Below are 26,642 nucleotides of genomic sequence, written 5' to 3'. Positions count from 1 at the left end.
CAGCACAGCTCTTCACCAATCCCAAGGATTCGATGACCGAAGATTATATCACGGGAAGATTCAGCTAACGAAAACCCTTCACTCCTATGTCAGAACGCCCGGTTCATGAACTTATAAAAGAGCTCTCACTTGTACTTGTACAGCTTTCCGACAAGGTGCTTGAGAACTTTTTTAATGCCCTGCATGCTGTCAAACACCAGGATGAACAGCGTGCCCGTCAGATACGCCTGGTCGATGACGAGATTGATGCAGCCGAGGTCCGTCTTGAAGAGCGGTGTCTGGCTTTTCTTGCCCTGCAGCAGCCTGTGGCAAGAGATCTGCGTACCATTGTCACCATTATAAAAATCAATGACGATCTTGAGCGTATCGGCGATCTGGCGGTTCATATCATCGACCGGATGCCTGAAATCAGTCCAAAAATGCTTGAATCATTTGATTTCGAAAAGATGGGGATTCATGCAGGTGAAATGGTGAAAAAATCCATTCAGGCTTTCATCTCAAAGGAGAGACGCCTTGCTGATCAGGTGTGTGCTCTGGATGAAGAGGTTGACGTGATGCACCGTACGGTCTTCAAAAGGGTTACCCTGTTGATGAAAAGTCCTGACTCAGCGGTCGATGAGCTTATGGCTGCATTGAGCATCTCCCGCTACATTGAGCGTATGGCTGATCATGCCACCATGATTGCCCGTGAGGTGATCTATCTGGTGACAGGTGAAATTGTACGACATCAGGAGGGATTTTATGATCAGTTGACAGAGTAAAAAGAGCGTGATGTTGTTTTTTTCTTGCAATTAATCCCGTATCTCAGCTAAATTAGGGCCACTTCGGATTTTCTTAAAAAATATAACGCATGGTGCTTGAACCCTATGGCTAAACTGTTAGGAAAAATTTTCGGTGAATCTCCGAAAACATCAGCAACCCCGACCGCTTTTACCATCAAGATTGATCCGGTCAAGTTCAATCTTGCCACGAAACCCGAGGGTACCGTTTATGTGCAGCTTGAATCACTCAAGCAGAAGCTCACCAAACTCTCTTCGAATGTCGAAAATAATCTGATGCTCTCCATTCGGGCATCAACCAAGAAGAACGTTGAACTGGCTTCATCAGCGTTCAAGTTTGATGAAGAGTATATTCGCAAAGGCAAATTTGAAGTTGAATATCTTACACTGGCCTATGCTTCTTTCCAGAGTCTCAGTGAAGGAGAGCTCAAGTCAGTCAAAGATGCCCGGATGATACTCAGGGAACTTGAGAAACTGGCCCAGATTGCACTCAATATCGCCGATAAAACCGAGTACGTGCAGTTTGCCAATGTTCAGGAGCTGCATAAGGATGAGTACGGTCTTAAGCCGATGGGTGACATTACCGCAGAGATGATCAAGAAGTCTGTGGAAGCCTTCGTCAGCGGCAATGCCAAACATGCAAGTGAAACGCTGGTCATGATGAAAGAGATCCAGACCCTTTTCGACAGTGCGGTGGCGAAGATAAAGGCATCGGTGAATGACCAGAACATAACCAATCTTACCGGTATCCTTTCCGTTATTGAGCATGTCAAGGCGGCAGCTGATATCTCCTGTTCAATTGCAACCCATTTCTGTTGAGCTGATGCCGGTTAAAGCTTTTTCCCTCCGGTGTTCCCCGGGCGGATTTTTCGGATAGATTGTGATAAAAAAAGCGAACTCCGGTTCGCTTTTTTTATCTTGAAAATCAAAAGAGATGATAGTATTTCATGAATTTAAGGGGCCAGGAAAGCTTTCGTCACGAAACGTATGCCGATCTTGCCCATGACCATCTGATGAATTCTGAACAATGAAGAATGTTCGATCAACAGCCGGAAGGCTGATGAAAAACAAGCCGCTTTCTGTTTTTCTGTTTCTTCTGCTGCTTCTTGCTTTTTTTGTATTTATGCAGCGCCGTGAGCCAAAAAAAGTGGAGTCAAAGCTTTTTTTTGACCGTATTCCTGTTTCGGTAACCCGAATTTCCAAAGCGGCTCTCAGAGACAGCCTGAGCATGACCGGTACGGTTGAAGCAATCAGGGAAGCGGATATTTTTTCGGAAACGGGGGGGCTGGTAAGAAAGGTTTCTGCTGAACCCGGAGCGCAAAAAAAGATCGGCGAGGGGCTTTTTCAGATTGATGATGAGCTTGCCTCTGCCCGCCACAAGCAGGCAGAGCTGAACTACAGACAGGCTAAAAAAAATGTTGAGCGATACACTACCCTCTACCGTGAAGGCGCGGTTGCTCTTTCCGCCCTGGAAGCGGTGCAGCTTCAGAGTGAAGGTGCTGAAGCCGAGTTTGTGGCGGCCAGCCGGAAATTCAGCAATTCAAGGATCAAGGCCCCTTTTTCAGGCGTTGTGAGTTCGCGTTTTGTTGAACAGGGTGAGCTGGTGCATGAGGGGATGAAGGTTGCCCATATGGTTGATCTGTCGAGTGTGAAAATCATTGTTTTTGTCTCTGAACGCGATATCATCAAGTTCACTCCGGGAGTCGCTTTGACGGTAACATCTGATCTCTATCCGGCTGAGCGTTTCAGCGGCAGAGTAGGTTCGGTAAGTGACAAAGCGGGACGTGATCACACCTATAGGGTAGAGGTGGTGCTTAAGAACAGTGAAAAATCCGGTTTCCGTTCAGGAATGTTTGCCCGGGTACTCTATCGTGGCGACGGCATGCGCGAAGCACTTCTGGTTCCCCGTGCTGCTCTTCTTACCGGTATCCGTAATCCTGAGGTTTTTGTGGTACGCAACGGCAAAGCTTTTTTGAGGAAGATTGTTGCCGGTCTCGAGCTGCAGAAGAGTGTAGAGGTTGTTAGCGGACTCGAGGAGGGTGACAGCGTGGTGATCAGCGGTCAGGATGAGCTGCGCGACGGATTCGATGTAGCGGTCGTCACCGGGAAGCAGACCACTCCTCGCAAATGACACTGACTGAACTTTCCATAAAACGGCCGACACTCATTGTCGTGCTCTTCAGTGTGCTCGGTATTCTCGGTATTTTCAGTTACCGTCAGCTTCAGTATGAGCTGCTGCCGAAAATGACTCCACCGGTTGTTACGGTTTCAATCCGCTATCCCGGGGCCTCCCCCGGCGAGGTTGAGACATCGCTGACGAAACCGGTTGAAGAGGCGGTTTCGGCAATTGAAAAAATCTCATCTATTACATCGACTTCGTCTGACGGTCTCTCGATTGTTGCTATAGAGTTCTCCAACTCCGCGGATATCGAGAAGTCGCTGCAGGATGCACAGCGCAAGATCAATGAGGTTCGCGACCGCTTTCCCGGAGAGGCAAAGGCTCCGGTCATTACCCGCTTTGCGCTTGATGAGGTGCCGGTACTGCGTATCGGGGCAACCTCATCCCTGCCGGATACGGAGTTTTATCAACTGCTCAAGGATAACGTCAAGCCTCTGCTTTCAAGTGTTGACGGTGTCGGCCAGGTCTACCTTCTGGGGGGAAGTGAGCGGGAGATCAGGGTAAATATCGATCTTGAAAAGCTACAGAGTTACAGTCTGACGGTACCCGATATTCTCAAAGAGGTCGGAAAGGCCAATCTTGATTTTCCGACCGGAAAAATTGATGACCGTGACAAGCAGTTTGTTGTCAGGCTGGCCGGCAAGTTTACCAGTATTGAAGAGCTTCAGGCGCTTGCCCTGCGCTCCTCGGCCACAGCCGGAACGGTTTACCTGCGTGATGTGGCGGAAGTCGAGGACGGGTTCAAGGAGATCACCTCACTGACAAGGGTGAACGGCCGCAGTGCGGTCGGTATCGTTATCATGAAGCAGAGTGATGCCAACACGGTTGACGTAAGCCGTCTTACCAGAGTTGCACTCTCTCGCCTTGAAACGCTTTACAAGTCCAGGAACCTCTCGTTTGATATTGCCCAGGATGCGTCAACGTTCACGCTTGAGGCGGTGACTGCGGTGCAGCATGACCTCTTTCTTGCCGTACTGCTTGTCGCACTCGTGATGCTGCTCTTTCTGCATAGTCTCAGAAATTCGCTCATCGTGCTGGTCTCGATTCCGACATCGCTTGTCACCACCTTTATCGGCATGTATCTGTTCGACTTCTCCCTGAACCTTATGACCCTGCTCTCTCTTTCGTTGGTGGTCGGGGTGCTGGTTGATGACTCGATTGTGGTGCTTGAAAATATCTACCGCCATCTTGAACGGGGTGAAGAGCCTCGTGAGGCTGCTCTTGCCGGACGAAACGAGATCGGCTTTACAGCGCTCTCCATAACCCTGGTTGATGTGGTGGTTTTTCTTCCGCTCTCTCTGGTCAGCGGGATTGTCGGCAATATCCTGCGTGAGTTCTCGATAGTCATGGTGATATCGACACTGGTCAGTCTGCTGGTCTCCTTTACCCTTACTCCGCTTCTGGCCTCCAGATTCTCAAAAGTTGAAAAATATTCCGGCAAAAATCTGCTCGAGCGGTTTGCCATCGGTTTTGAACGGAATTTTCAACGTATGCGCGAAACCTATCTGAAGACGCTTCAATGGAGTCTGAAACATCCATTGAAAGTTATGCTCTCCTCTGTAGCACTGCTTTTTGCTTCGTTCAGTCTTCTGGCACTGGGCCTCATCGGCGGGGAGTTCATGTCGGTCTCCGATCGTGGAGAGTTTTCAGTGAAACTGGAGCTTGAACCGGGCACAAGGCTTGAGGATACCAATCGCCTGACCCGTATGGTTGAACGCCGTCTCTCTCTGATGCCGGAGGTGCAGAAGCTTCTGGTGACGGTCGGAGCATCGACTGAAGGCTTTTTCAACCAGAGCGCCGACAATATTTCGGAACTCAATGTCAGGCTTTCCTCCAAGGAGGAGCGGTCGAGTTCAACCGATGAGATTATGCAGAAAATCCGGGTCGGTCTTAAAGATATACCCGGACTCAAGACAAGCATCAATCCTATCGGTATTTTCGGAACTGCAAATGAGACTCCGGTTATTGTCATTATCAGCGGCCCCTTGAGGGAGCAGGTGACGCGTGTGGCTGAAGCCCTGAGAGACAGCGTGAAAACCATACCCGGAACTGCTGATGTCAAGTTGACCTCATCACTTGGCAGTCCAGAGATGCGCGTGGTCGTTGACCGGGAAAAAATGGCCTCTTTCGGTCTCTCCATCGCCGATGTCGGAGCTGCACTTCGCACTGCCTATGCCGGAGACGAGGCGGGTAAATACCGTGAAGGAGAGAGTGAGTACGATATCAGGGTGATTCTTGACAAATATTACCGGCAGGATACCGGAACGCTTTCCGAGATCACCTTTCGCACTCCGCAGGGAGAGATGGTTCGTCTTGGCCAGTTTGTCACCTTCGAGCAGGACCGGGGTTATACCATACTCCAGCGCAAAGACCGTAACAATGCCGTATGGGTAAAGGCCCAGGTTATCGGCCGACCGGTTGGCAGTGTAGGGCAGGATATTGAACGGGTTCTCGGTAATATGAAAAAACGTGGAATCATGCCCTCGACGGTAAGTCACGCCTATGAATCAGACCTGAAACGGCAGGGTGAGTCCTTTACCACCATGCTGCTCTCATTTATGGTTGCCATCATCTTTGTCTATCTCATCATGGTTGCTCTTTATGACTCCTACGCCTGGCCGATGGTCGTGATGTTCTCCATTCCACTTGCCATTATCGGTGCTCTTTTTGCACTTGCCATCACCGGTAAATCGCTCAGTATATTCACCATACTCGGCATCATCATGCTGGTCGGTCTTGTAGGCAAAAATGCCATTCTGCTGGTTGATTTCATCAACAAGTTCCGCCTTGAGGGTATGGAGATGCATGAAGCGATCATTGAATCGGCAAAAGAGCGACTGCGGCCGATTCTCATGACCACCCTGACGCTTATTTTCGGACTGCTGCCGATTGCACTGTCGGGCAGCTCGGGTTCCGAGTGGAAGTCAGGTCTTGCCGTTGCCCTTGTCGGCGGACTTGCCAGTTCGATGTTTCTTACGCTGCTTGTTATTCCGGTTGTCTACGTCTGGTTTGACCGGCTGCTTCAGAAGATTTCCGCCTTGCGGCATAAACCCTCAGTCAAGTGAAGAGATTCCTTTCAAACCAGACTCCTGCTCTTCTGATCTGCCGGGCAGCGCTCTCCTTTTCATGGATCTATCAGGGAGCTGTGCCTAAAATACTCTTTTGCAGCAGCGGCGAAACCGAACTTCTCGGCCACATTATTCCTGTCTATGCATGGGCATGCATTGCTGTTACCTGGATGGGTGTTGCCGAAATTGCCTTCGGAGTGCTACTGCTTGTTGCCCGGCGAGGTTGGGTCTTTTGGCTCAATGTGCTAACTTTAAGCGGACTGCTTCTTTTTGTCGCCCTGTTTGAACCCGGTATGTTTACCCTGCCGTTCAATCCCCTGACGCTTAATACGGCCTTGATTGCCCTGTCGATCATTGCCGTAATGGAATTGAAAAAATTAAACTCAGGAGTCTGAATGAAGCCGCATGATTTTGATGGTAAGTTGAGCAGCATCGCCCGGCTCTTTCTTTCGGTTTCCGTAACCGTTGTCACGGTTGCTGCTTTTATTGGAGCAGCAGGGGCCTGGACCGGCAATCTCTTTCTTTTGAAGCTGCATCCCTATCTTTTTTTCATCGGTTTCGGTAACTCGGCCATACTGCTGCTCAACAGGTATCTGACCTCAGCCATCTATCCGGAACTTGCTGTTGACCCTCAAAAGCAGCTGCGCTATCTCTTTGCTGTTCTCTCCTCGCTCGGGCTGATTACGCTTGCTCTCTTCATGGATTGGCCGCTTTTGAAGGCATTTACCGGGCTTTTACTCATCATTGTTGTTTCGGGTCCTCTCAGGGAGATTTTTACCACGCTTTCTGTGGCAAAAATATGGAAGGAGGTCTCGGTTCGATACTACATCTTTGATGTGCTTTTTCTGCTTGTAGCCAATCTCGGGCTCTTTACGCTCGGCCTTAAAGAGGCCTTTCCCGATTCGGGGATGATTCCTTTTTTTGTGACCCAGTCATCATATTTTCTCGGTTCCTCCTTTCCGCTCAGCATCAGTGTGATGGGCTTTCTCTATACCTATGCCTGGAGCCGTTCGTCAAAAAAAGAGCTGGTCAAACGGTTGTTCAGTATCTGGTTTTATGTTTTCGTTGGTGGCGTTCTCTTTTTTCTGATTGTTATTCTTGCGGAATCCTATCTGGCAATGATGCTCATCAGTCATCTTCTGCTGCTCGGCGTCATGGCCCTTCTCGGAAGTTTTGCCCTCTATCTCCATAATTTTTTCAAAAAGAACTTTCACCATCCGGCACTCGCTTTTCTGTTGAGCGGCCTTTCGCTTCTCTTTGCAACCAGCGCTTTCGGAATCATGAATATCTTTTTCATGAAGGGGATTCATTTCGGCACCAAACCCCCGATTCCTCTCGACCGAATGTGGATTTATCACTCGCATACCCATGCTGCTCTGCTCGGATGGATTACCTTTTCATTTACCGGTATACTCTACATTGTCCTGCCGGCCATTGTACGCCGGAACTCGCTGGAAACGCTTCGTAGCGAGCTTGCACTCTCTTCACTCCTTTCGAAGATCACCATGCAGAGGGCATTTAAACAGCTTACGGTGATGATGCTCTCGGCAATTGCGGTACTGCTTGCGTTTTTTCTCGAAAACAACATCCTGCTCGGCGCAGCCGGGTTTGTTTTCGGAATGTCACTCTACTATCTCAGGATTAATCTCAACCGGGAACTCGACCGGCAGGCATAACATGCAGCCGGTTTGCCTCACTTCCCGGAGCACAGATACCGGCGGCATGTAACGGATGTTTAATTGGAGGATATTGCTCTATGGTATTTATACCCCGGCCATATGTCACGGTAGCCATACCGATGTACAATAATGGACGTTTTATCAGTGAAACAATCAATTCGGTACTGGCTCAGACCTTTACCGATTTTGAGCTCCTGATCTACGATGACCAATCTACCGATGACTCATACGAGATTGCATCGTCATTCATGGACAGACGCATCAGGCTCTTCCGCAATGAGGAAAACCTCGGTCCGGAGGGCAACTGGAACAAGGCAATCAGCAAGGTAAAGGGCAAATATGTCAAGCTGCTCTGCGGTGACGACATTCTTTTTCCGCACTGTCTTGAAAAACAGGTTTCAGCCTTTGATGAACCGCTTAACAGGGGCGTGAGTCTTGTGAGCAGCCAGAGGACCATCATTGATCCCGAAAGCAAGACCCTTATCAAAAAGCTCAATTTTATTGATGCAGGACGCAAGGATCCTGTTGAAGTGATCCGCAAAATTGTCCGCATGGGGACCAACATCATTGGCGAGCCTGTCTGCGGTCTTTATCCTGCTGAACTGATTGAAAAAACAAGAGGGTACAGCGCGATTGTTCCCTATACCATCGATCTTGATTTCTGGATACAACTGCTCAAACATGGTGATCTTCTTGTTATTGATGAACCATTGTGTGCATTTCGCATCTCAAACCTCTCCTGTTCGTCAAAGATAGGGGAGCTTCGCTATCAGCAGTTTCTGGAGTTTATGGTACAGGTGGCCTCTGATGAGAGCCATGAGGTTACCGATCTTGATCTCTTTATCGGCAAAATCAACTGCGCGGTACAGTCGATGACCAGCTTTATGGGATTCAGGCTTTTTGCCGCGCCATCTTCCGAACGGAAATCCATGACGGTTCCGTCGTAATGCAGCATAAGGGAGGGCCCATGCGGCTGAAAGGGAAAATTTCGCTCATAACCGGTGCAGCAGGGGGAATCGGAAGGGCGGCAGCACTCTGTTTCTCCGCAGAAGGAGCCATTGTGATTGCCTCCGATATCAACACGGCCGGATGCGATGAAACACTTGCTCTTCTTGAACTTGCCGGCGGAACAGGGATGTCGGTGAGGGCCGATATGCTGCATGAGGAGGAGATTTGCGAACTCTACGGCAGGATTCTGGAACGCTATGGGAAAATCGATATTGTGGTCAACATTGCCGGAGGGGACTGTGAGCCTGCGGCTGATGTTACCGGAATTGATTTCCTGAAGATGAGTGCCAATCTTGACCTGAACCTGAAGTCCTGCATCATCTCCTGCCGGGAAGCCGCCCGCATGATGAAGAGTCAGGCTTCCGGCCGGATCGTGAATATGAGTTCGATCGTATACCGTGGAAGTCCGAATCAGTTCTCCTACTCTGCGGCCAAGGGAGGGATCTATGCCTTTACCCGTTCGCTTGCCATGTCGCTCGGAGAGTACGGCATAACCGTCAATGCGCTTGCTCCAGCCCTTGTCGAGGTGCCTGCCTTTGTTGCGGCTCTCGGGCAGGAACGCTGGGAGATGCTCAAGAGGGAGTGTGCAATGCGTTACCCGCTCGGCCGGGTTGCAACGCCGGAAGATGTTGCCCGCTGTGCGCTTTTTCTTGCCTCCGATGACGCCGCATTTATTACCGGCCAGATCATCGAGATTTCCGGAGGTGCGAGACTCTGAAACTTCAGGAACAGGAAAAAAACAGCCGATTTTCATGTTTTATTGATATCTGCCATTTATTTATGCGTTTAAGAGTTCCAAAATGCCTCTTTTTCTTGTGATTATGTTTAAGGGGTACGTATATTGAGAGTAAATGAGATGCGGCGCATTGCTCTCTTTTTTTTGCTGCTGAATCCCTGTCCCTGTTGCAAAAGACAACTATCGTTTCCCTCAACCAGAATACCCTCTGTCATGAAGCCGATTCGCATTAATAACTACTGTTTTGACCGTATCCATGCATGGATACAGTATGACTGGCAGATTCCCCAGTTCATGGAGGTGGTCATCGAAGTTTTTTATCCTGAAAACCGCAATGCAGAAGGCCTTGTCATGTTCAACCACGGCTTCCTGATCGGCAACGACCTGCTTTTTTATCCAAAAAAAATTATCGGCGCATTCACTGATGACAATCCGCTTTTCGGTATCAATCCTTCAGCCTATTACAATTACTCCTCGGCAATTGTTGAGAAAAACTGGGCCATGGCCTTTGTTACCACCTCGCATATGCAGTTTGAAGGGGTTCCCTGGATTGATATAGGCGGCAATCCGAGAGTCGGACAGGAGGCCTATGCCGCAGCCTCCTATCTCATCAAGTATGGTGCTACCGATTTTTTCTACAGGCAGGAAGAGAAAAACCGGGGGCTTGAAATTTTTGATCAAAATGCGGCAGAAAAAAACCGGTTCATGAAGCCGGGATGTAATAATGTGATTTTTGCCGGTCACTCAGTAGGCGGTGCTCATGCACAGGCAGCAGCCTGCGGCTTTGAGACACTGCAGGAGCTTGGAAGAAAATCATACAGGTTATTTGATCCGGTGATCTTTGATCGTGAGTTTTTACCGGAATACACAGAGCGGATGTCAAAATGGCAGCCGCACGAGAGGGCTAATCCGGTCGGGCTTTTGCAGCTTTCGCCGGTTGACCAGAAAATCCTTCCCCCGTTGATTCCCGGTATGCAGCCATACCGCGAAGCTCTTGCTGCAAAAAAGCTCCCGATTCTGATGATCGTCGGCCAGTATGACTGCGCGTGCCTTAACAGTAAAAACTCCAACCCTCCGGCATGGTCTGCTACACCGGGTGACACCAATACCCAGTTCGCTCAGCTTGCACCTCAGGGGAGCAGCTCCTGGGCAGTGGTTGCCAATGTTGCTCGCGGCAGTCACAGTGGCTATCTGACTGAAAACAGCGAGTTGTGCGCTCTGGCCGACTCTCCGAAAAACTGTCCTGCCGGTGTTGGAAAAGATACCTACAAGTCATGCGGAGAGGAGAGCCTCTTTGTCAATGCCCTTCTGAAGGAGTTCATCAACATCTATCCTCCGGGAGGCGGCTTTCAGGGGGAGTTCTGCGACTGGATCAAGAGCGACTGCATACAATGGCTTAACCGCGAAAATCCCTTTGGCAGCCTCAATCTGTTATCCATGGCTGGTGGAGAATATATCGATTATGCAGGCAGGCCCTCCCGCTGCAAGCCATAACCGTTCGTCTTTTTCATGGCACACAAACAGGCCTTCATTCGCCCGGAACAGGAGAAGTGTTCCGGGCGTTTTATTTCCGTTCATCCACGTGAGCATTCGCACAACTGCCCAGGAGATATTTTTTTCGGAATGTTCAACCTTTGAATCCGGTTTATTACCTTAAGGGACTGCTGTTGATTGTCGCGAGTGATGATCAATTGAGCTATCGGTTTTATTGAGATTTCAACCCCTGTTATGCTGCGTCACCTCTTTCTGCCTGAAATCTGCATGGAAGAAAATCCGGAAACCGTGATCGGGTTTCGGGATCAGCCGATGCAGGGGAACATTTTTTCTTTCTATCCATGACCTTAATGACAGGCCCTGAATCAGTGATTGCCGCCATAACTGCCCCGCGTGAAATCCCGTTCAACTATACCTCTGCCGGTGACAGGCAGGCGATCTCCTTTCTTATGGGGCCGGAGATTGTGCGACTGCTTGATGAACTGCGTGAACGGCGGGTGACCGGGCGCTCTGCCCGGCTGATGATGGGTATTATCGGCGAAATTCTTATTCACCGGCGCAACCCCTTTCTTTTTCAGGAGCTGGTAGACTCTCCAACCCGTCGTCGCAGGCTTTTTGAACGGGCATTTCAGGAGCTCGACACGATTGCCTGCTCAGCCAACGGCGAGACAAGAGTTACGGTTATTGTTGCCGCAGTACGGGAGCAGCTTGAGCGATTCCGTTCAGCAGTTAAAAAAACTCCGGAGCTTCGCCGCCGTCTGAAGCGCGAACTCGGTGCGGTTGTCGGTACCGGCAATGTGCTTTTTGATCCCTTCTCCCTTGCTGCCCACGCAACTGATGCCACGGACTGGCGACTTCATCTGCCGTCAGCGGTTGTGACTCCTGACGAGGAGTCACAGGTTGCTCCGCTGATTACGGCTATTGCCGGTATGGGGCTCAACATTATCCCCAGGGGGGCCGGTACAGGCCTGACCGGCGGGGCTGTACCGCTACGCTCCCGCTGCGTGATTATCAATATGGAAAAACTTAACCGGATCAGAGGGATTTCGGTTCGCGACTTTACGCTTGACAACGGCATGTCGGTAGAGGCTTCGGTGATTGAGGTCGAGGCCGGTGTGGTTACTGAAAAAGCGATGGAGGAGGCTGATGAGCATGGCCTTGTGTTTGCTACCGACCCGACCAGCGAGTGGTCCTGTACGGTGGGCGGCAACATTGCTGAGAATGCCGGCGGCAAGATGGCTGTTCGCTGGGGTACCTGCATCGACAATCTGCTTGAGTGGAGGATGGCCATGCCCTCAGGCGAGAACTGGACGGTTAAGCGGGTAGATCACCGGCTGCGTAAAATTCTGCATGAAGACCGTGTGACTTTTGAAGTGTGGAGCGATTCGGGCAAACGGCTTGAGCGTATTGAACTGCTCGGTACCGATATCCGTAAAAAAGGGTTGTGGAAGGATATTACCAACAAGGCGCTCGGCGGTGTTCCCGGTCTTCAGAAGGAGGGAACCGATGGAGTCATCACCTCTGCTGTTTTTGTGCTTTACCCCAGGTATCCCGAAAAAAAGACGCTCTGCCTGGAGTTCTTCGGGCCTGATATGGATGAGGCCAGCCGGGTGATTGTTGAGCTCTCGAAAATCTTTCCGCTGCTTTCCGAGAATCGCGAAGCACTGCTTGCGCTTGAGCATTTTGATGATGAGTATATCCGTGCTATAGACTACAAGGTCAAGGCCCCGAGAGCACAGACTCCGAAAGCAGTGCTGCTCATTGATATTGCAGGCAACAGCCCGGAAGAGGCAGGCAGTGGTGTAGCCCGGGTGGAGAGTCTGCTTGAGCACCATCCCAATACCCTTATGTTTGAAGCCGGGGACAGTGCCGAAGCGGTCCGGTTCTGGGCGGATCGCAAAAAACTCGGAGCAATTGCCCGGAGGACCAATGCCTTCAAGCTCAACGAGGATATTGTTATTCCGCTTGAAGCGCTTGCGGAATTTTCACGATTTATCGATGAACTCAATATTGCCGAAGAGCGGTATGCACAACGACGTTTTGTCAAACGGGCCGCTGAAATTCTTTCGACTTCGAAGGTCAAGGATGATGATAGCCGGTTTGCCTCCAAGATTCCGGCAGGAGTGGAACTCTGCGGGTTGTTTGACGAAAAGATTGGTTCACTTTCGCCTGAAGCCCTGCGCATGCATACGATCATCGATGAGCTCCGCAGGGAGCTCGGCGAGCTGGTACAGGGCTACCCTGATATTGAATCCGCTCTGGATGGAGCATACCATCAGGTGAGGGATCGCCGTATTGTGCTGGCTACACACATGCATGCCGGTGACGGCAATGTTCACGTCAATGTGCCGGTTCTCTCCAACGATCGCCCCATGCTTGAGCGGGCGGACAAGGTGATTGACCGGGTTATGGAAAAAGTGGTTGCGCTGGGAGGCGTTGTTTCCGGCGAGCACGGCATCGGTGTTACCAAGCTTAAATACCTTGACAAGGCTATTGTTGAGGAGCTTAGAGCTTATCGTCTCAAGGTTGATCCGAAGGGGATGATGAACCCCGGTAAACTTGACGATTTTGAGGCACTTGAGCACATTTTTACCCCCTCCTTCAATCTGCTTGAACTTGAGGCGCATATTCTCAAGCGGGCACAGATCGAGGAGCTTTCAAAGAAGGTCAACTACTGTATCCGGTGCGGCAAGTGCAAAACCGACTGCTGCGTCTACTATCCGGCAAGGGGGATGTTCTATCATCCGCGCAACAAGAATCTTGCAATAGGTTCGCTTATCGAAGCGCTGCTTTTTGACGCCCAGCGCGAGCGTACAACCGATTTTGATCTGCTGAAATGGCTTGAAGAGATTGCCGATCACTGCACGATCTGTCATAAATGCCTCAAGCCCTGTCCGGTGGATATCGATACCGGCGAGGTTTCGGTGCTCGAACGGGAAATTCTTTCGGAGTGGGGTTTCAAACACTCCTCACCGGTCACGGAATTGACCCTGAGCTATCTTAACAGCCGCTCACCGGCATTTAACTCGCTCTTCCGCAAAACGGTACTCCGCGCAGGCGGAATGGCCCAGCGGGCTGCTCACAGACTCTCCGCCCCGCTTCAGCCGGAAAATGACCCTCCGGCACTCTACCCGCTCAGACTGCTTCGTTCTGCCGTGCCTCCTGTGCCGGAAGATACCCTGCGTGACCTTCTTCCTGAGTGCGGACCCGACCAGGTACTTGTTTTTGAGCCGGCTGGTGAGGTGAAAGGCAATATATTCTACTTTCCGGGATGCGGTTCCGAACGTCTGAACTCCACCATCTCGATGGCGGCCATCCATCTTCTGCTTGAGCTCGGCACAAGGGTGGTGCTTCCTCCTCCATTCCTCTGCTGTGGTTTTCCTGCGCATGTCAATGCCAAGAGCGACCAGTATTCGAGTATGGTACTTCGCAACACCGTGCTCTTCAGCCAGATCCGTGAGATGTTCTCCTATCTCGACTTTGATGCCTGTCTGGTTACCTGCGGTACCTGTATGGAGGGGCTTGATGCTATTGAAACCGGCAAGCTTTTCGGCGGCAAAATTATCGATGTTGCCGCCTATGCTCTTGAAAAAGGGTTGAAACTTGACGCTCAGGGGGAGTATCTCTACCATGCCCCCTGTCATGACTCGCTCACCGGCAAGGCAGCAGAGACCCTTCAGGCCATTGGTGGTTTCAGCAGAGTGACTCCGGTGCCTCACTGCTGTTCGGAGGCCGGTACGCTCTCGCTCTCACGACCGGACATTACCGATTCCATGCTGCACCGCAAAAGGGATGCCATTCAGGAGACGAGGGAGCACACGGCGAGCACGATCATTCTGACCAACTGTCCATCCTGTGTACAGGGGCTTGGCCGGAATCTTGACCTTGGAGTCGAGCCGCTCCATATTGTGGTTGCACTGGCCGAAAAACTATCCGGTCCGGGTTGGCGTGACCTTATGCTGAACCAGGCCGCCAAAGCCTCCAAGGTGACGTTTTAGCAGTGAGCAAGAGCGAAGAATTTACGGGTAAACTTACCGGAGCTGAAGATGACTGTTACAGCGTGGCACGCACTCTCTGCTGAAGATTCGCAAAAAAAACTCTCCTCAACTTCAGAGGGGCTCAGTTCCATTGAGGCGGTTTCACGGCTCGGCATATACGGGCCGAACCGGATTGAGGCCGAGCGCAGGGCAGGAGCCTGGAAGCTCCTTCTTGATCAGTTTCGCAATGTGCTGATTATTACCCTTCTCATTGCAACACTTCTCTCCGCCTTTCTCGGTCACACTCTTGAGGCTGTAGCCATTGCTGTTATTGTTCTCTTTGCCGTGCTGCTCGGTTTTATACAGGAGTTCAAGGCTGAAAAAGCAATCGAGGCACTCCGGCAAATGGCGGCTCCGCTGGCCAGAGTTCGACGTGACGGAAAGGAGGTTACCGTCAATGCTGTCGATCTCGTTCCCGGTGATCTCCTGATGCTTGCTGCCGGTGACCGGGTTCCTGCAGACGCGAGGCTGCTGCAAGCGCTCAACCTGCGTGCCGAGGAGGCTTCACTGACAGGGGAGTCACTCCCTTCTGAAAAAGAGTCCGCCGTTGTTCTCCCTGAAGCAGCAGGCCCCGGTGACCGATGCAATATGGTTTTTGCCGGCACCTCAATCAGTTACGGGCGTGCCACCGCCGTGGTGGTCTCAACCGGTATGCAGACCGAGTTCGGCAGGATTGCCGCCATGCTGCAGCAGGTTGAGAGTGAAAAAACGCCCCTTCAGAAAAATCTTGACAAGGTCGGTTCGGCGCTTGCCCGTGCTGCCTTTGTTATTGTGCTGGTGATTGTTGCACTTGGTGTTTTTCGCGGCCAGTCATTTATCGAGATGCTTATTTTCGGCATTGCCCTTGCCGTAGCCGTGGTGCCTGAAGCGCTTCCTGCTGTTGTCACCATCTCCCTTGCTCTCGGCGTACAGCGGATGGTGAAGCGCCATGCTCTCATGCGCCGCCTCTCCGCGGTTGAAACCCTTGGCAGTACAACCGTTATCTGTTCCGATAAAACCGGTACCCTCACGCGTGACGAGATGACCGTACGGGTACTCTATACCTCCGGCACCCTTGTTGAGGTGAGCGGTTCGGGTTATAATCCGGAAGGTTCCTTCACGGTTCCCGGAGGCAAACCCCTGCCTGAAAGCCTGCATGAGCTGCTTGTAGCAGGCGTGCTCTGCAACGATGCCCGGATGGTGAAAGAGAGTGAAGGGGGGTGGACGGTCGCGGGTGATCCGACCGAGGGCGCACTGCTTGTTCTGGCCCGGAAGGCTGGATTGCAGGAGGATCAGCTTCAGATCGAGCATGAACGGATCGATGAGCAGCCCTTCTCTTCTGAAACCAAACGGATGATGACCACCAATCGGGACGGCGATTCAGTCAAAACCATTGCCAAGGGAGCGCCGGAGGTTCTGCTCGATTTTTGCAGTCATGTTCGTATCGCTGAAGGTGTTCAGGAGCTTGATGAGGTTACAAAATCGGCACTTCTTCTTGAAGCGGACGGGCTCGGCAGAAAGGCACTTCGGGTGCTTGCTCTTGCTGTCAAACCCGGAGCTGAACTTGATGGTGCTGCCGGAGGGATGACCTTTCTTGGTTTTGCAGGCATGATCGATCCACCGAGAGCCGAAGCTGCCGAAGCCGTCCGTCAGTGTATAGCCGCCGGTATCCGTCCGGTCATGATTACCGGTGACCACCCGCTGACAGCCGAAGCTATTGCCGGTGAACTCGGGATTCTCGCCGACGGCAGGGTAGTAACCGGAGTGATGCTTCAGGGGATGAGTGACGAAGAGCTCTCCCGTTCGGCTGGTTCGATATCGGTCTTTGCGCGTGTTGCGCCCGAACACAAACTCCGCATTGTTGAAGCTTTGCAGAAAAACGGTGAGGTTGTGGCCATGACCGGTGACGGGGTGAACGATGCTCCCGCCCTCAAGCGAGCCGATATCGGCATCTCCATGGGTATTACCGGTACCGATGTTTCAAAGGAGGCATCGGCCATGATGCTCACCGATGACAACTTTGCCTCCATTGTTGCAGCCGTTGAAGAGGGGCGGGGGATTTACGATAACATCAAGAAGTATCTGACCTATCTGCTCTCCTCCAATATCGGCGAGCTCGGCCTGATGGCCTTTGCCACCCTTATGGGTATTCCTCTGCCCCTTACCGCCGTGCAGATTCTCTATGTCAATCTTGCCACTGACGGGTTGCCGGCCCTTGCACTTGCTGTTGACCCTGCTGAAGAGGGTATCATGCTCCGTCGGCCTACCGATCCCAAAAAAGGGATATTTACCCGCCCGGTGCTTACCCTGATGCTCACGGGCGGCATCTGGTCAACCATTGTCAATATTTCGCTCTTCCAGTGGGCGCTTGCTTCCGGTCGATCGCTTCAGGAGGCCATGACCATGACCTTTGTCTCCCTTGTGCTGATCCAGTTTTTCAAGGCCTATAACTTCCGTTCCGAAACAAAATCGATCCTGCAACGTCCATTCGCCAACAAATGGCTCAACATCGCCATCCTCTGGGAGCTGGTGATGCTTGCCGCGATTATTTTCATTCCGGTACTCCGCAAACCCTTCGGCACCTTCCTCCTCACCGGTGAGGACTGGCTCATCGTGATCTCTTCGGCCGCCACGGTTGTGCCTGTCATTGAACTCCTCAAATGGTTTCTTCGAAAGGGATTATTCAGGTGAAATCCCTGTGGAGTCAGGGAGTTAATGCTGCGAAAAAATCTGCAACCACAAGGTTGAAGCCGTAGGCAAGTCCGGTATTTTCAACTTCACTTCGGCTGAACCAGCGGAGCATCTCTCCTTCATGCTGAACTATCTGCTCAATCTGAAGCTCTCGTTGTTGAAGAAAGACATGTTCTGTCCGGTCTGAAAACTCATAGGAGCGAAAGAGTGTACACCCCTCAACATTGATCTCTATCTCTTCCATCATCTCCCTTGCAATGCACTCAGCAGGAGTTTCACCCGGCTCTACATGACCACCGGGCAGATCCCACATACCAGGATAGGGAATGGTGGGGATGTTATCACGGAGCATGAGCAGAACCTGTTGCTTGTTGTTATGGAAGATGATACTGGCGCCGGTGTGTTTCATGGAGATACCATTATTCAATAATGATGAGCAAATTCTGCCCTCTTCATCAAGCCGGGGATAGGGCTTCCCTTCCTGTCGGAGTTCACAGCTCAGACGAGGATATGCCAACTCAAAAAGAGTCTGGTCAAATAACCCGGGCTCCATCTGCAAGGAGTCATACATCCCTTTTGCGCTTCTCTGACGCTGGGCTTCAAAAAGAATAAGTGCTGTGGCTACCGAGACATTAAGGGATTCCACCATCCCGAACATGGGAATTACAATCGTCTGGTCCGCTCCCTGAAGTGCAGCTTCGGAAATTCCGTCCCATTCGGCACCGACAACAAGGGCGGTCGGAACCGTATAGTCGATGTTCCTGAAGTCCTTGCACCCGGGACTGTTGGATGCAACAAGGATCTGCATATTCCGGTCGGAGAGGCTTTTATACACCGTTGCTATGTCATGGTAGAGGTGGAGGGTAGTCCATTTGCTTGCCCCTGCAGCCGCATCCTGCTCGGTGTAGATCGATTTACGGTATGAAACCGCATGAAGCTCACCGATACCGACCGTATCGCAGCTCCTGATAATGGCCGAGAGGTTGTGTGCCTTGTTGACATTGTCCATGACAACGGTCAGGTCCGGCTGCCGATGAAGCAGCATGTGACGGATTTTGCGGAAACGATCAGGTGAGATCACGGTTCAGGGTATAGTTAAATATGTCATGAAGAACAAGAAACCCATTTTTTTCGTGTTTCTTCAATTTCAGGCATACTCTTCAGTTCCCGACCGGGGGTGACAGTACCCGAACCGGCGGGTCAGGTTGCGAGGGTAAAAAAAAATAACTATATCAATAGTAAGTGTTTTAACGGGAATGGTTAGTAAATTTCAAACAATAATACCGGGGGATAGCCATCAGTATAATCCCTCTTTCGGAACCGTTTGGAGGAGAGCGTCGGGTTGGCCGGCGGGTGAAGTGTTCAGTTTCGCGCCGCAAGGATCTACCTGTTTAATACTATGAGTCTTCATGATAAAAAACATCCCCACCTTGAACGGCTGCTCAAAAACGCAAAGCCGATTACTCTTGATCAATCATCAAGGGTGCTTATTCTGAGTGACTTTCATATGGGTAATGGCGGCAGGCGTGACGAGTTTCGCCGAAATGCCGAACTTGTCAGGACCATGCTCTCCACCTACTACCTCCCTGAAAAATACAACCTGGTACTCAATGGCGATATTGAGGAGCTTTTCAAGTTCCCACTTGAAAGTATTGCATCGCAATGGAGTGAGTTGTACGATCTTTTTCTGCAATTCAGGCAAAACGGCTTTTTCTGGAAAACCTACGGGAACCATGACTCCTCCCTGCTTGAGGAGACAGAGTATCGTCTGACTTCGTCGCTGGTTGAGTCACTGAAATTTCTTTACGGAGATGAAACGCTTCTGCTCTTTCACGGTCATCAGGCTTCGGTGCTTTTTTGGGAGACCTATCCGATTGTCAGTCGCTCAATTGTTTTTTTCCTTCGCTACATAGCCAAACCGTTTGGCATAAGAAATTTCTCCAGCGCATACAACAGTCGCCGCAAGTTTGCCATAGAGAAATCGATCTATGAGTTTTCAAACCAGTCCAAGATTGTCTCTATCATAGGTCATACCCATCGTCCCCTCTTTGAATCGCTTTCGAAAGTGGATTTTCTGAACTTTCGTATTGAGGAGCTCTGCCGGGCATACTCGACAGCCGGGAGTGAAACACGCGCTACTATCGAAAGAAAAATTGCAGCCCTGAAAACAGAGCTTGCGGCCTGTTACACGGAGGGTAAAAAAATCGGTCTCCGGAGTGGTCTCTACAATAACCTCACCATTCCCAGTGTCTTCAACTCCGGTTGCGCTATCGGAAAGCGGGGGATTACCGCGCTTGAAATCGAAGGGAGCAAGATCAGACTGGTCTACTGGTACAACGGCAAACAGAGCCGGAGATTTACCAGTGACCGCGACAATCGGCCCGTTGAGCTCGGTTCGACCGGTTTTTCAAGGGTTGTGCTGAATGAGGATTCGCTTGACTATGTTTTCTCACGCCTCCACCTGCTCGCCTGAGGGACACTGCTATTAATCTGTTCCGCAATTCGATAGCATCGTTGGGCGGTGCTCGAAATCCTTATGTACTGCTTGTACATTCCGGTTTCTGCGCTCCGTTCGCCTCGCTCTCTAACTGCTCACGACAATTAATAGCGGTGCCCTGAACACCTCCCACTGCTTCCAGTCACTTTTCAATCAGGGTGATGATATCGTCCGGGTGTGCGGCGAGGCTTTTAGCGCCGAACTCAAGCAGTTCGCTTTCAGGCCGGAAGCCCCAGAGGACGCCGAGCGGATAAAATCCTGCGCTGGTTGCAGTCTGCATGTCGATGCCGCTGTCGCCGACGTAGAGGACTTCTGAGGGTTCTGCACCGAGTTCTGCTGCAACAAGTAGTGCGCTTGCCGGGTCGGGTTTGGACGGGATGCCGTTTCTCTGACCCATCACTACATCGAACTTCCACTCCTTCAGCAGGATATCGGCACAGAGTCTGGTAAATTGATCAGCCTTGTTTGAAAGAATCGCTGTTTTTATGCCGCGCAGAGCCAGCGTATCAAGCATTTCGGTTATGCCGGGATAGGGTCGTGTCTGCCGGTTCCAGTTAAGGCTATACTCATCCATGAACTCGGGGAGCAGGCGGTCAATGGTTTCCGGAGTGCCTTCACCTTCAGGCAGAGCCTTTCTGACGAGCTCTCTCATGCCGTGACCGACAAGGTATTTGCACGCATCAATGGAGTGCGTGGGGTAGTTGTGCCGGGCAAGCACCGAGTTGAGTGTTGTGAGCAGATCCGCGAGGGTGTCGAGGAGGGTGCCGTCGAGATCGAATATAACCGCCTTGAACATACGTTGTTTTCTGTTTATGGAGTGTGATGCCGGGATGGAGTTTCGCGTTTTACCTTTTTGTTGCTGTGCAGAGGAATACGGGATACTCTGTTGTTTTTCCCTCACTGCTTTTCTTGCTCACGGTGTAAATGGTGTCGAACGAAACGTCCTGTAAACCCGCTGCATTCATGAGCTTTGTCAGCTCTGTGCGATCAAATCCGTGATGAACTTCTTCGTCAGGGTTATCATGAAAGTGGCCGTCCTCACGCTCAAGATCCGCAATGGCAATGGTGCCACCCGGAGCAAGCAGCGTCGCGATACGGCAGAGAAAACCTGCTGTATCCCTGATATGGTGGAGCGTCATGCTGCTGTAGATCAGATCGAATGATTGTTCCCGTTCAAAGGTTACGGAAGGTGAGGAGAGGTCAAGAAGAGCGGTTTCAATATTGCTGACCTCAAGGGATCGGATCTTATCCTGAAGAATGCTCAGCATCTCCTGTGAGGTGTCGATGGCAGTCAACTGCTTCACGAGCGGAGAAATTGCCATCGTTACAAGCCCGGTTCCGCAGCCTGCTTCAAGGGCCTGCATGGCTTTTCCTGGGGTGCATCTCGCAATTAACGCTGCAGCGACAGCCTCGGCAAGCGCCCTTCGGCGGGGATCACTATCCCACAAGGCCGCTTCATTATTGAATTTTTCAGTAATGTTCCAGTTACCGTTCATAGCGTTTAACGTCAGATTTAAGAGAGGCGGAGGTTCCGGTCGTCCTGTTTTTTTTACTTACGGGCACCTCTATAAATTGTCGTGAGCGGTTTGATATTCAAGCCCCGTAGGTGGCGCAATATTGGTAGCTCAGTCCCGACGCAGTCAGGGGCTGGGACAGGATTTCGAGCACCGGCCAACGAAGCAATCGAATCGCGGAATAAATTTATAGAGGTGCCCCCCTATGCCTTGAAGATGCCGGTGTCGATCCACTCGTTTTTCAAAAGCGACCACCAGTCAATAGCAACGCCTTTCAGTACATATTCATAGGGGAGCCAGCCGTACCCCTCCATACCCCAGCCGCAGCCCCAGGAGTTTCTGATCAGCAGGGCTCCTTTTGTCTCTTTTGCTTCGATGGAGCTGTTTTTGATCCTGATGGAGTCATCATAGCCGACAGCAACAACGGCATGGCCTCCGACAACTTTTTCACCTGCTGCAGGAAATGGTATCATGCCGGATTTTGCTGCCTGTACAACAGAGCTGAATACCGTGAAGCCGAACATTGAGGGGAGACCGGCCGAAAGATTTGATTTGATCGTTTTCAGCAGCTCTTTTTCCCCGATTCCGGGCGAGTCCAGACGGTAGTAGCTTATTGCCTGAAAACTTTGTGCATAGGCGTAGCAGAACGCTGAGGGCTCTTTATCGAAATCAGTAACAACATAGGGGTAGTACTCTTCCGGCGGCACACCGAAAAGGACCAGTGCACCCATGGTGGAGCGGATAAACGCCCCGGAATCTCCACGCCATCGGAGCAGGTTTCGAGTAGTCTTGTAGAGGAAAAGCCTGGAGGCATCGGTATGCTTGCCAAAGGCCCGGCGCTCGAAATACTCGACGATTCCAATGCCGGCGTGTGCCGTGCAGGAACCAATGGTAAGCTGGTTTTCTACAGGGGAACACCATGGCCGCAAATCTGCGGAAGAAGCAAGAGCGGGAGCAGGTTTTGTTACACCGACCTGTGAAAGCATACTCTTGACGGAGTTTTTCTGACCCAATTGCTTGAGGTCTGTTGAGACTTTATTATGCTCGGCCGTGTAGTCCCTGAAATCGGGATAGTCCGGCAGCCATCCCATTCCCGGACCTCTGTTTTCTGCTGACTGATCCATAGAGCTCTCTCCGTCTACGTTGCGTTGTGTGTTTCAGTAAAACATACAATTTCATTACCGGCGGGTTTGGTGCATCTCTCTGGAACGGGGAGATGCTCACCTGAACAGTCGGTGCTTTTTATATCCGGGCGGTTTCTGTTTAAAGCTTTTTTTTTGCCTCAACGATCTGCTCGGCCACCGAGTTACATGAACAGCTTCCATGTGATTTTTTGGAATTCACACTTGCATCGGCTTTAAGCGCCGGATAGATATCCGATTCAATTGCTTCGGAGAACTCTCTGAACTGTTCAATCGGGATGTTCGGCAGGGTTACACCGGAAGCTATGCTCCAGGTAACGATTTTTCCGGTGATGCGGTGAGCGTCACGGAAAGGAACCTGCTTGCGGACAAGGTATTCGGCGATTTCAGTAGCAAGGCTGAGATCCTCATTGGTCAGTTTTGCAAGTCGTTCCTCCTTGAGGCGGGTATGCTCGAGCAGGCGAGCAAAAATTTCAACACTGCCGAGCGTTGTTTCAGCACTGTCAAACAGTGGCTGTTTGTCCTCCTGCATGTCGCGGTTATAGGAGAGCGGCAGTCCTTTCATGATGGTCAGCATTGCCATGAGATTGCCATAGACCCGGCCGGTTTTTCCTCTGACCAGTTCGGCGATATCGGCATTTTTCTTTTGCGGCATAATGGAGGAGCCGGTTGCAAAGGCATCGCTGATCTCAAGATAGCCGAACTCGTAGGAGCTCCAGAGAATCAGATCTTCGGCAAACCGGGAGAGGTGCATCATGATGACCGAACAGGCGGAGATGAACTCGATGACCGTATCGCGATCGCTGACGGCATCAATGCTGTTTGCAAAGAGATCGTCAAAGCCAAGCAGCTCGGCACTGCGCTTTGCATTGAGCGGCAGGGTGCTGCCGGCAAAGGCCGCTGCACCGAGTGGAGAGATATTGACCCGCTTCATGAGGTCCCCGAGACGGTCACGGTCACGGAGGAACATATTGAAATAAGCCAGGTAGTAATGCCCGGCAGATATCGGTTGGGCCCGCTGCAGGTGGGTATAGCCGAAAATGATGGTGTCGCGGTGGGTTTCCGCTTTTTCGACAAGCACGCCCAGCAGACCTCCGATGGCTTTCTGAAGCTCTTCAATCTGGCGGCGCATATAGAGACGGGTATCGGTTGCAACCTGGTCGTTGCGGCTTCGTCCGGAGTGGAGCTTGCCGGCTACGACCCCGATTTTCTCCTTGAGCCGGTTTTCAATAACCGTATGGATATCCTCATCTTCCCATTCAGGAACAAGGGTTCCGCTGCTCAACTCCACTTCAATTTCGCCGAGTCCTGCAATGATCTGTGCAGCATCTGTATCACTGACGATACCCTCTTCAGCAAGCATGGTGACATGGGCAACGGAGCCTCTGATATCCTCACGATAGAGCTTCTTGTCAACATGAACCGAGGAAGAGAAGAGGAGAGCGCCCCGGTCAAAGGGTTCTGAAAATCGGCTCTGCCAGAGTAGTTCTTTATTCTTGCTCATAAGGGTACCAGGTTGTAAATGGGAATGAAACTGCCTGAAAATAATAAAATCAGGGGAAAAAGAGCTCCATTGATGTGTTCAGACCGATATGAGTGAGATAAACCGCATCCATTTTCTCTTGAGGTTATCCCGCTTCACCACTGTTATGACATCCTGCTGAAAAGCTTCCTGAACCATGACCCGGTTGCCGTTTTCAGCTCTTTTCTGACCGGAAGCCCCTCTTTTTCCCAACCGGCAATTCCATGCTGCATATTAACCACTTTGGAGTAGCCGTTGTTCACCAGAAAACGGGCAGCTATCATGCCTCGATTCCCTACGTGACAGGCAATCACAACTTTGCGGTCAACCGGTATCTCCCGCAACCTCTTTTTCAGGTCGCGCAAGGGAATCTGTAAGACATTGGAAACGTCAAAAGATTTTTTTGAAACCTCCTTCGGCTCACGGACATCGAGAAGCAGTGCGCCTTTTTTAATCAAGGCAAGAGCTTTGGTGGGGCTGATTTCCTGACTGTTTTTCATAATCTGTTTTTTTCTGGTTTTGTGTTTTCCGCTTTGGACGGCTCATTGAAACGTTCTGATAAAAGACTTTGTTTTTAAAAGTCAATAAGGGAATCGAATGAACGTTCTGTCGGTCAACGGTATCCAACTATTCAGTCGGCTTTGATTGAAATAAAATCTCTTGCATATGATAGACATTTTTATGTAATATACCAGTACGGGGTATGGGTATATTACAATTAAACATATACTATCATGGTTGCAACCACGGATTCAATGAAAGATGTGATTATGAGACTGAAAAGAGTTGCCGGTCAGATTGAGGGATTGACAAGGATGATTGAGCGAGAGGAGGAGTGCAGTCAGATCATCACGCAGTTCCAGGCCGCCAAGGCAGCTCTTGACAATACCTTTTCGCTGGTACTTCACCGTAACCTCAAGGGTTGTATGAGTCAAGGTGACTCGGAGAGTGTCGAAAAGATTTTAAAACTTATTTCAAAACAGTAATCATCATGAAGGTCTACAAGGCGTTGATCGCTTGTTGTGTTGCAGGTGCTCTCGGCTCTCCGCAACAGGCAGCAGCCGGCGATAAAACAATGAAACTCTCTTTATCCGAAGCCCTTACGATGGCTCGTGAAAACAATTACACCATCAAAGCCGCACGCAGCAAGGTTGACCAGGCTGAGGCAAGGATTGTCCAGAGCCGTCAGTCATACCTGCCGAAAGTGACTTTGTCTGAGACTTTTGTTGTTACCAACGATCCCGGCGCTGCACTGGTTCTGAAGCTTCAGCAGAACAGTGTTCAGCAATCCGATTTTATGCCGGAAAAGCTCAATAATGCTGATATCATAAACGACTTCAACACCTCCATTCAGGTCATGCAGCCGGTTTACAATGCCGATGCGGCCATAGGCAGGAAGATGGCTTTTACAGCCAAAACTGCCCAGGAGCATATGACCGCCCGAACCGAGGAGTCTATCGGACTTCAGGTTACCAGAGTCTATTACGGTCTTATTCTTGCCCGAAAAAATATTGATGCCATCGAGCAGTCGATCCGGACCATGCAGGCGCACAGCAATGAGGCCGCCAGGGGGTTCAGTGCCGGTTTACTGCCCAAATCAGACAAGCTCTCCACTGATGTGCGCCTCTCCGAGCTGCTTGAGCAGAAAATGATGATGCATGATGAGATCAAAAATGCAACGGATGCGCTGAAGGTGATGCTGCGCCTTGATTCCGGAGTGACAATTGTTCCTACCGGTGATCTGGTTATTGACCGAGTACTTCCTTCAAGCAGTGATAAAGCGGTTTCCGAAAACCGTTCCGATCTCAAGGCTTACGAAACCTATCAGCAGGTGGCACGCTTGCAGGAGGAGATGATCCGGGCTTCGAAGCGTCCCCGTTTGAATGCATTCCTTCAGACCAACCTGCACAGCGATAATATTTTCAGTGGCGGTTCCAGCTGGGCGCTCGGTATGAATATGCAGTGGACCATTTTTGACGGTATGGCGACCGCCGGTCGTATTCAGGAGGCGAAAGCACAGGAGCGGGAGGCGATGTATAACTATGAAGCGGCAAAGAGCGGCAGTATTGCTGAAGTTGAAAAGTCGATGCGCTCGCTGAAAACATCGAGAGCCAGAATCGCCGTTGCCCAGAAATCGCTCGAAGAGGCCAGGGTAAGTCTTGACTATATCAGTTCGCAGTTCAAGACCGGTATGGCCATGACCTTTGAACTTCTGATGCGCGAACAGGCCCACACCTACGCCAAAATGAGGCTGAACCAGGCGAAATTCGATTACTGCATGGCCAAAAGCGAGCTGGCTTACTACAGGGGAAACTAA

The 26,642-nt window shown here is 51.0% G+C and carries 20 protein-coding genes; 14 read left to right on the top strand and 6 right to left on the bottom strand.

All coding sequences use genetic code 11. From position 1 onward, the window contains the following. Window positions 1-86 precede the first annotated feature (86 nt). The 11 genes from phoU to G9409_RS11355 all read left to right on the top strand — a co-directional run bounded on the left by phoU (window position 87) and on the right by G9409_RS11355 (window position 17,650). Entirely contained in the window at window positions 87-761 is a 675-nt protein-coding gene (phoU, locus tag G9409_RS11405; protein WP_166808875.1) for a phosphate signaling complex protein PhoU, read from the top strand. A gap of 105 nt (window positions 762-866) precedes the next feature. Then, window positions 867-1,598, top strand: a complete 732-nt coding sequence (locus G9409_RS11400; protein WP_166808874.1) for a PhoU domain-containing protein — start codon at window positions 867-869, stop codon at window positions 1,596-1,598. Between the two features lie 208 nt (window positions 1,599-1,806). Beyond that, window positions 1,807-2,910 carry an efflux RND transporter periplasmic adaptor subunit gene (locus G9409_RS11395; RefSeq protein WP_208019724.1) on the top strand — a complete coding sequence of 368 codons (1,104 nt, stop codon included), beginning with the start codon at window positions 1,807-1,809 and terminating at the stop codon, window positions 2,908-2,910. After that, complete coding sequence (locus tag G9409_RS11390; protein WP_166808873.1) at window positions 2,907-6,023, top strand: efflux RND transporter permease subunit; 3,117 nt, start codon at window positions 2,907-2,909, stop codon at window positions 6,021-6,023. Before G9409_RS11395 ends, G9409_RS11390 begins: the two co-directional genes overlap by 4 nt. Beyond that, window positions 6,020-6,421, top strand: coding sequence for a DoxX-like family protein (locus tag G9409_RS11385; RefSeq protein WP_166808872.1), 402 nt, complete (start codon window positions 6,020-6,022; stop codon window positions 6,419-6,421). Before G9409_RS11390 ends, G9409_RS11385 begins: the two co-directional genes overlap by 4 nt. Next, entirely contained in the window at window positions 6,422-7,702 is a 1,281-nt protein-coding gene (locus G9409_RS11380) for a hypothetical protein (protein ID WP_166808871.1), read from the top strand. An 80-nt stretch (window positions 7,703-7,782) separates the two neighbouring features. Further along, the gene (locus G9409_RS11375; RefSeq protein ID WP_166808870.1) at window positions 7,783-8,652 is read left to right on the top strand and encodes a glycosyltransferase family 2 protein; all 870 of its coding nucleotides are present in this window, start codon (window positions 7,783-7,785) and stop codon (window positions 8,650-8,652) included. A 20-nt stretch (window positions 8,653-8,672) separates the two neighbouring features. Beyond that, window positions 8,673-9,431 (top strand): SDR family NAD(P)-dependent oxidoreductase, encoded by a 759-nt coding sequence (locus G9409_RS11370; RefSeq protein ID WP_166808881.1) that lies wholly within the window; start codon window positions 8,673-8,675, stop codon window positions 9,429-9,431. A 231-nt stretch (window positions 9,432-9,662) separates the two neighbouring features. Then, the gene (locus tag G9409_RS11365) at window positions 9,663-10,943 is read left to right on the top strand and encodes a hypothetical protein (RefSeq protein WP_166808869.1); all 1,281 of its coding nucleotides are present in this window, start codon (window positions 9,663-9,665) and stop codon (window positions 10,941-10,943) included. A gap of 341 nt (window positions 10,944-11,284) precedes the next feature. Continuing rightward, window positions 11,285-14,941: a DUF3683 domain-containing protein gene (locus G9409_RS11360; protein ID WP_166808868.1), complete on the top strand. Its 3,657-nt coding sequence runs from the start codon at window positions 11,285-11,287 to the stop codon at window positions 14,939-14,941. Between the two features lie 48 nt (window positions 14,942-14,989). After that, a complete protein-coding gene (locus tag G9409_RS11355) occupies window positions 14,990-17,650 on the top strand; it encodes a cation-translocating P-type ATPase (protein WP_166808867.1) in 2,661 nt (886 codons plus the stop codon). A gap of 13 nt (window positions 17,651-17,663) precedes the next feature. Here the strand turns inward: G9409_RS11355 and trmH are convergent, their stop codons facing one another. Continuing rightward, window positions 17,664-18,731 carry a tRNA (guanosine(18)-2'-O)-methyltransferase TrmH gene (gene trmH / locus G9409_RS12170; RefSeq protein ID WP_328700143.1) on the bottom strand — a complete coding sequence of 356 codons (1,068 nt, stop codon included), beginning with the start codon at window positions 18,729-18,731 and terminating at the stop codon, window positions 17,664-17,666. Between the two features lie 318 nt (window positions 18,732-19,049). Between trmH and G9409_RS11340 the strand changes: the two genes are divergently transcribed. Then, entirely contained in the window at window positions 19,050-20,123 is a 1,074-nt protein-coding gene (locus tag G9409_RS11340) for a metallophosphoesterase family protein (protein WP_166808866.1), read from the top strand. 166 nt (window positions 20,124-20,289) lie between these two features. Here the strand turns inward: G9409_RS11340 and G9409_RS11335 are convergent, their stop codons facing one another. The 5 genes from G9409_RS11335 to G9409_RS11315 form a co-directional block, all read right to left on the bottom strand. Then, window positions 20,290-20,943 carry an HAD family hydrolase gene (locus G9409_RS11335; RefSeq protein WP_166808865.1) on the bottom strand — a complete coding sequence of 218 codons (654 nt, stop codon included), beginning with the start codon at window positions 20,941-20,943 and terminating at the stop codon, window positions 20,290-20,292. 49 nt (window positions 20,944-20,992) lie between these two features. Beyond that, entirely contained in the window at window positions 20,993-21,643 is a 651-nt protein-coding gene (locus G9409_RS11330) for a class I SAM-dependent methyltransferase (protein ID WP_166808864.1), read from the bottom strand. A 221-nt stretch (window positions 21,644-21,864) separates the two neighbouring features. Next, on the bottom strand, window positions 21,865-22,785 hold the full coding sequence (locus tag G9409_RS11325; protein WP_166808863.1) for a C1 family peptidase: 921 nt from the start codon (window positions 22,783-22,785) through the stop codon (window positions 21,865-21,867). A gap of 139 nt (window positions 22,786-22,924) precedes the next feature. Beyond that, window positions 22,925-24,307 carry an argininosuccinate lyase gene (gene argH / locus G9409_RS11320; RefSeq protein WP_166808862.1) on the bottom strand — a complete coding sequence of 461 codons (1,383 nt, stop codon included), beginning with the start codon at window positions 24,305-24,307 and terminating at the stop codon, window positions 22,925-22,927. A 143-nt stretch (window positions 24,308-24,450) separates the two neighbouring features. Next, window positions 24,451-24,825 carry a rhodanese-like domain-containing protein gene (locus tag G9409_RS11315; protein ID WP_166808861.1) on the bottom strand — a complete coding sequence of 125 codons (375 nt, stop codon included), beginning with the start codon at window positions 24,823-24,825 and terminating at the stop codon, window positions 24,451-24,453. 255 nt (window positions 24,826-25,080) lie between these two features. On the opposite strand from G9409_RS11315, the gene G9409_RS11310 reads away from it, so the two are divergent. Further along, window positions 25,081-25,311: a metal-sensitive transcriptional regulator gene (locus tag G9409_RS11310; RefSeq protein WP_166808879.1), complete on the top strand. Its 231-nt coding sequence runs from the start codon at window positions 25,081-25,083 to the stop codon at window positions 25,309-25,311. A gap of 5 nt (window positions 25,312-25,316) precedes the next feature. Next, window positions 25,317-26,642 (top strand): TolC family protein, encoded by a 1,326-nt coding sequence (locus G9409_RS11305; RefSeq protein WP_166808860.1) that lies wholly within the window; start codon window positions 25,317-25,319, stop codon window positions 26,640-26,642.

Origin of the sequence: Candidatus Chlorobium masyuteum (assembly GCF_011601315.1) — a bacterium.
Lineage (GTDB): Bacteria > Bacteroidota > Chlorobiia > Chlorobiales > Chlorobiaceae > Chlorobium > Chlorobium masyuteum.
The sequence above is the reverse complement of the archived record's forward strand: the minus strand, read 5'-3'. Positions and strand labels throughout refer to the sequence as shown.

Bases quoted from the DNA above. Each gene is read 5' to 3' on its own strand.
- G9409_RS11375 (WP_166808870.1), top strand. From the start codon at position 7,783: ATGGTATTTATACCCCGGCCATATGTCACGGTAGCCATACCGATGTAC.
- G9409_RS11370 (WP_166808881.1), top strand. From the start codon at position 8,673: ATGCGGCTGAAAGGGAAAATTTCGCTCATAACCGGTGCAGCAGGGGGA.
- G9409_RS11390 (WP_166808873.1), top strand. From the start codon at position 2,907: ATGACACTGACTGAACTTTCCATAAAACGGCCGACACTCATTGTCGTG.
- G9409_RS11380 (WP_166808871.1), top strand. From the start codon at position 6,422: ATGAAGCCGCATGATTTTGATGGTAAGTTGAGCAGCATCGCCCGGCTC.
- G9409_RS11360 (WP_166808868.1), top strand. From the start codon at position 11,285: ATGACCTTAATGACAGGCCCTGAATCAGTGATTGCCGCCATAACTGCC.
- G9409_RS11305 (WP_166808860.1), top strand. From the start codon at position 25,317: ATGAAGGTCTACAAGGCGTTGATCGCTTGTTGTGTTGCAGGTGCTCTC.
- G9409_RS11340 (WP_166808866.1), top strand. From the start codon at position 19,050: ATGAGTCTTCATGATAAAAAACATCCCCACCTTGAACGGCTGCTCAAA.
- argH (WP_166808862.1), bottom strand. From the start codon at position 24,307: ATGAGCAAGAATAAAGAACTACTCTGGCAGAGCCGATTTTCAGAACCC.
- G9409_RS11365 (WP_166808869.1), top strand. From the start codon at position 9,663: ATGAAGCCGATTCGCATTAATAACTACTGTTTTGACCGTATCCATGCA.
- G9409_RS11310 (WP_166808879.1), top strand. From the start codon at position 25,081: ATGAAAGATGTGATTATGAGACTGAAAAGAGTTGCCGGTCAGATTGAG.
- G9409_RS11315 (WP_166808861.1), bottom strand. From the start codon at position 24,825: ATGAAAAACAGTCAGGAAATCAGCCCCACCAAAGCTCTTGCCTTGATT.
- G9409_RS11400 (WP_166808874.1), top strand. From the start codon at position 867: ATGGCTAAACTGTTAGGAAAAATTTTCGGTGAATCTCCGAAAACATCA.
- G9409_RS11335 (WP_166808865.1), bottom strand. From the start codon at position 20,943: ATGTTCAAGGCGGTTATATTCGATCTCGACGGCACCCTCCTCGACACC.
- G9409_RS11395 (WP_208019724.1), top strand. From the start codon at position 1,807: ATGAAGAATGTTCGATCAACAGCCGGAAGGCTGATGAAAAACAAGCCG.
- phoU (WP_166808875.1), top strand. From the start codon at position 87: ATGTCAGAACGCCCGGTTCATGAACTTATAAAAGAGCTCTCACTTGTA.
- G9409_RS11330 (WP_166808864.1), bottom strand. From the start codon at position 21,643: ATGAACGGTAACTGGAACATTACTGAAAAATTCAATAATGAAGCGGCC.
- G9409_RS11355 (WP_166808867.1), top strand. From the start codon at position 14,990: ATGACTGTTACAGCGTGGCACGCACTCTCTGCTGAAGATTCGCAAAAA.
- G9409_RS11325 (WP_166808863.1), bottom strand. From the start codon at position 22,785: ATGGATCAGTCAGCAGAAAACAGAGGTCCGGGAATGGGATGGCTGCCG.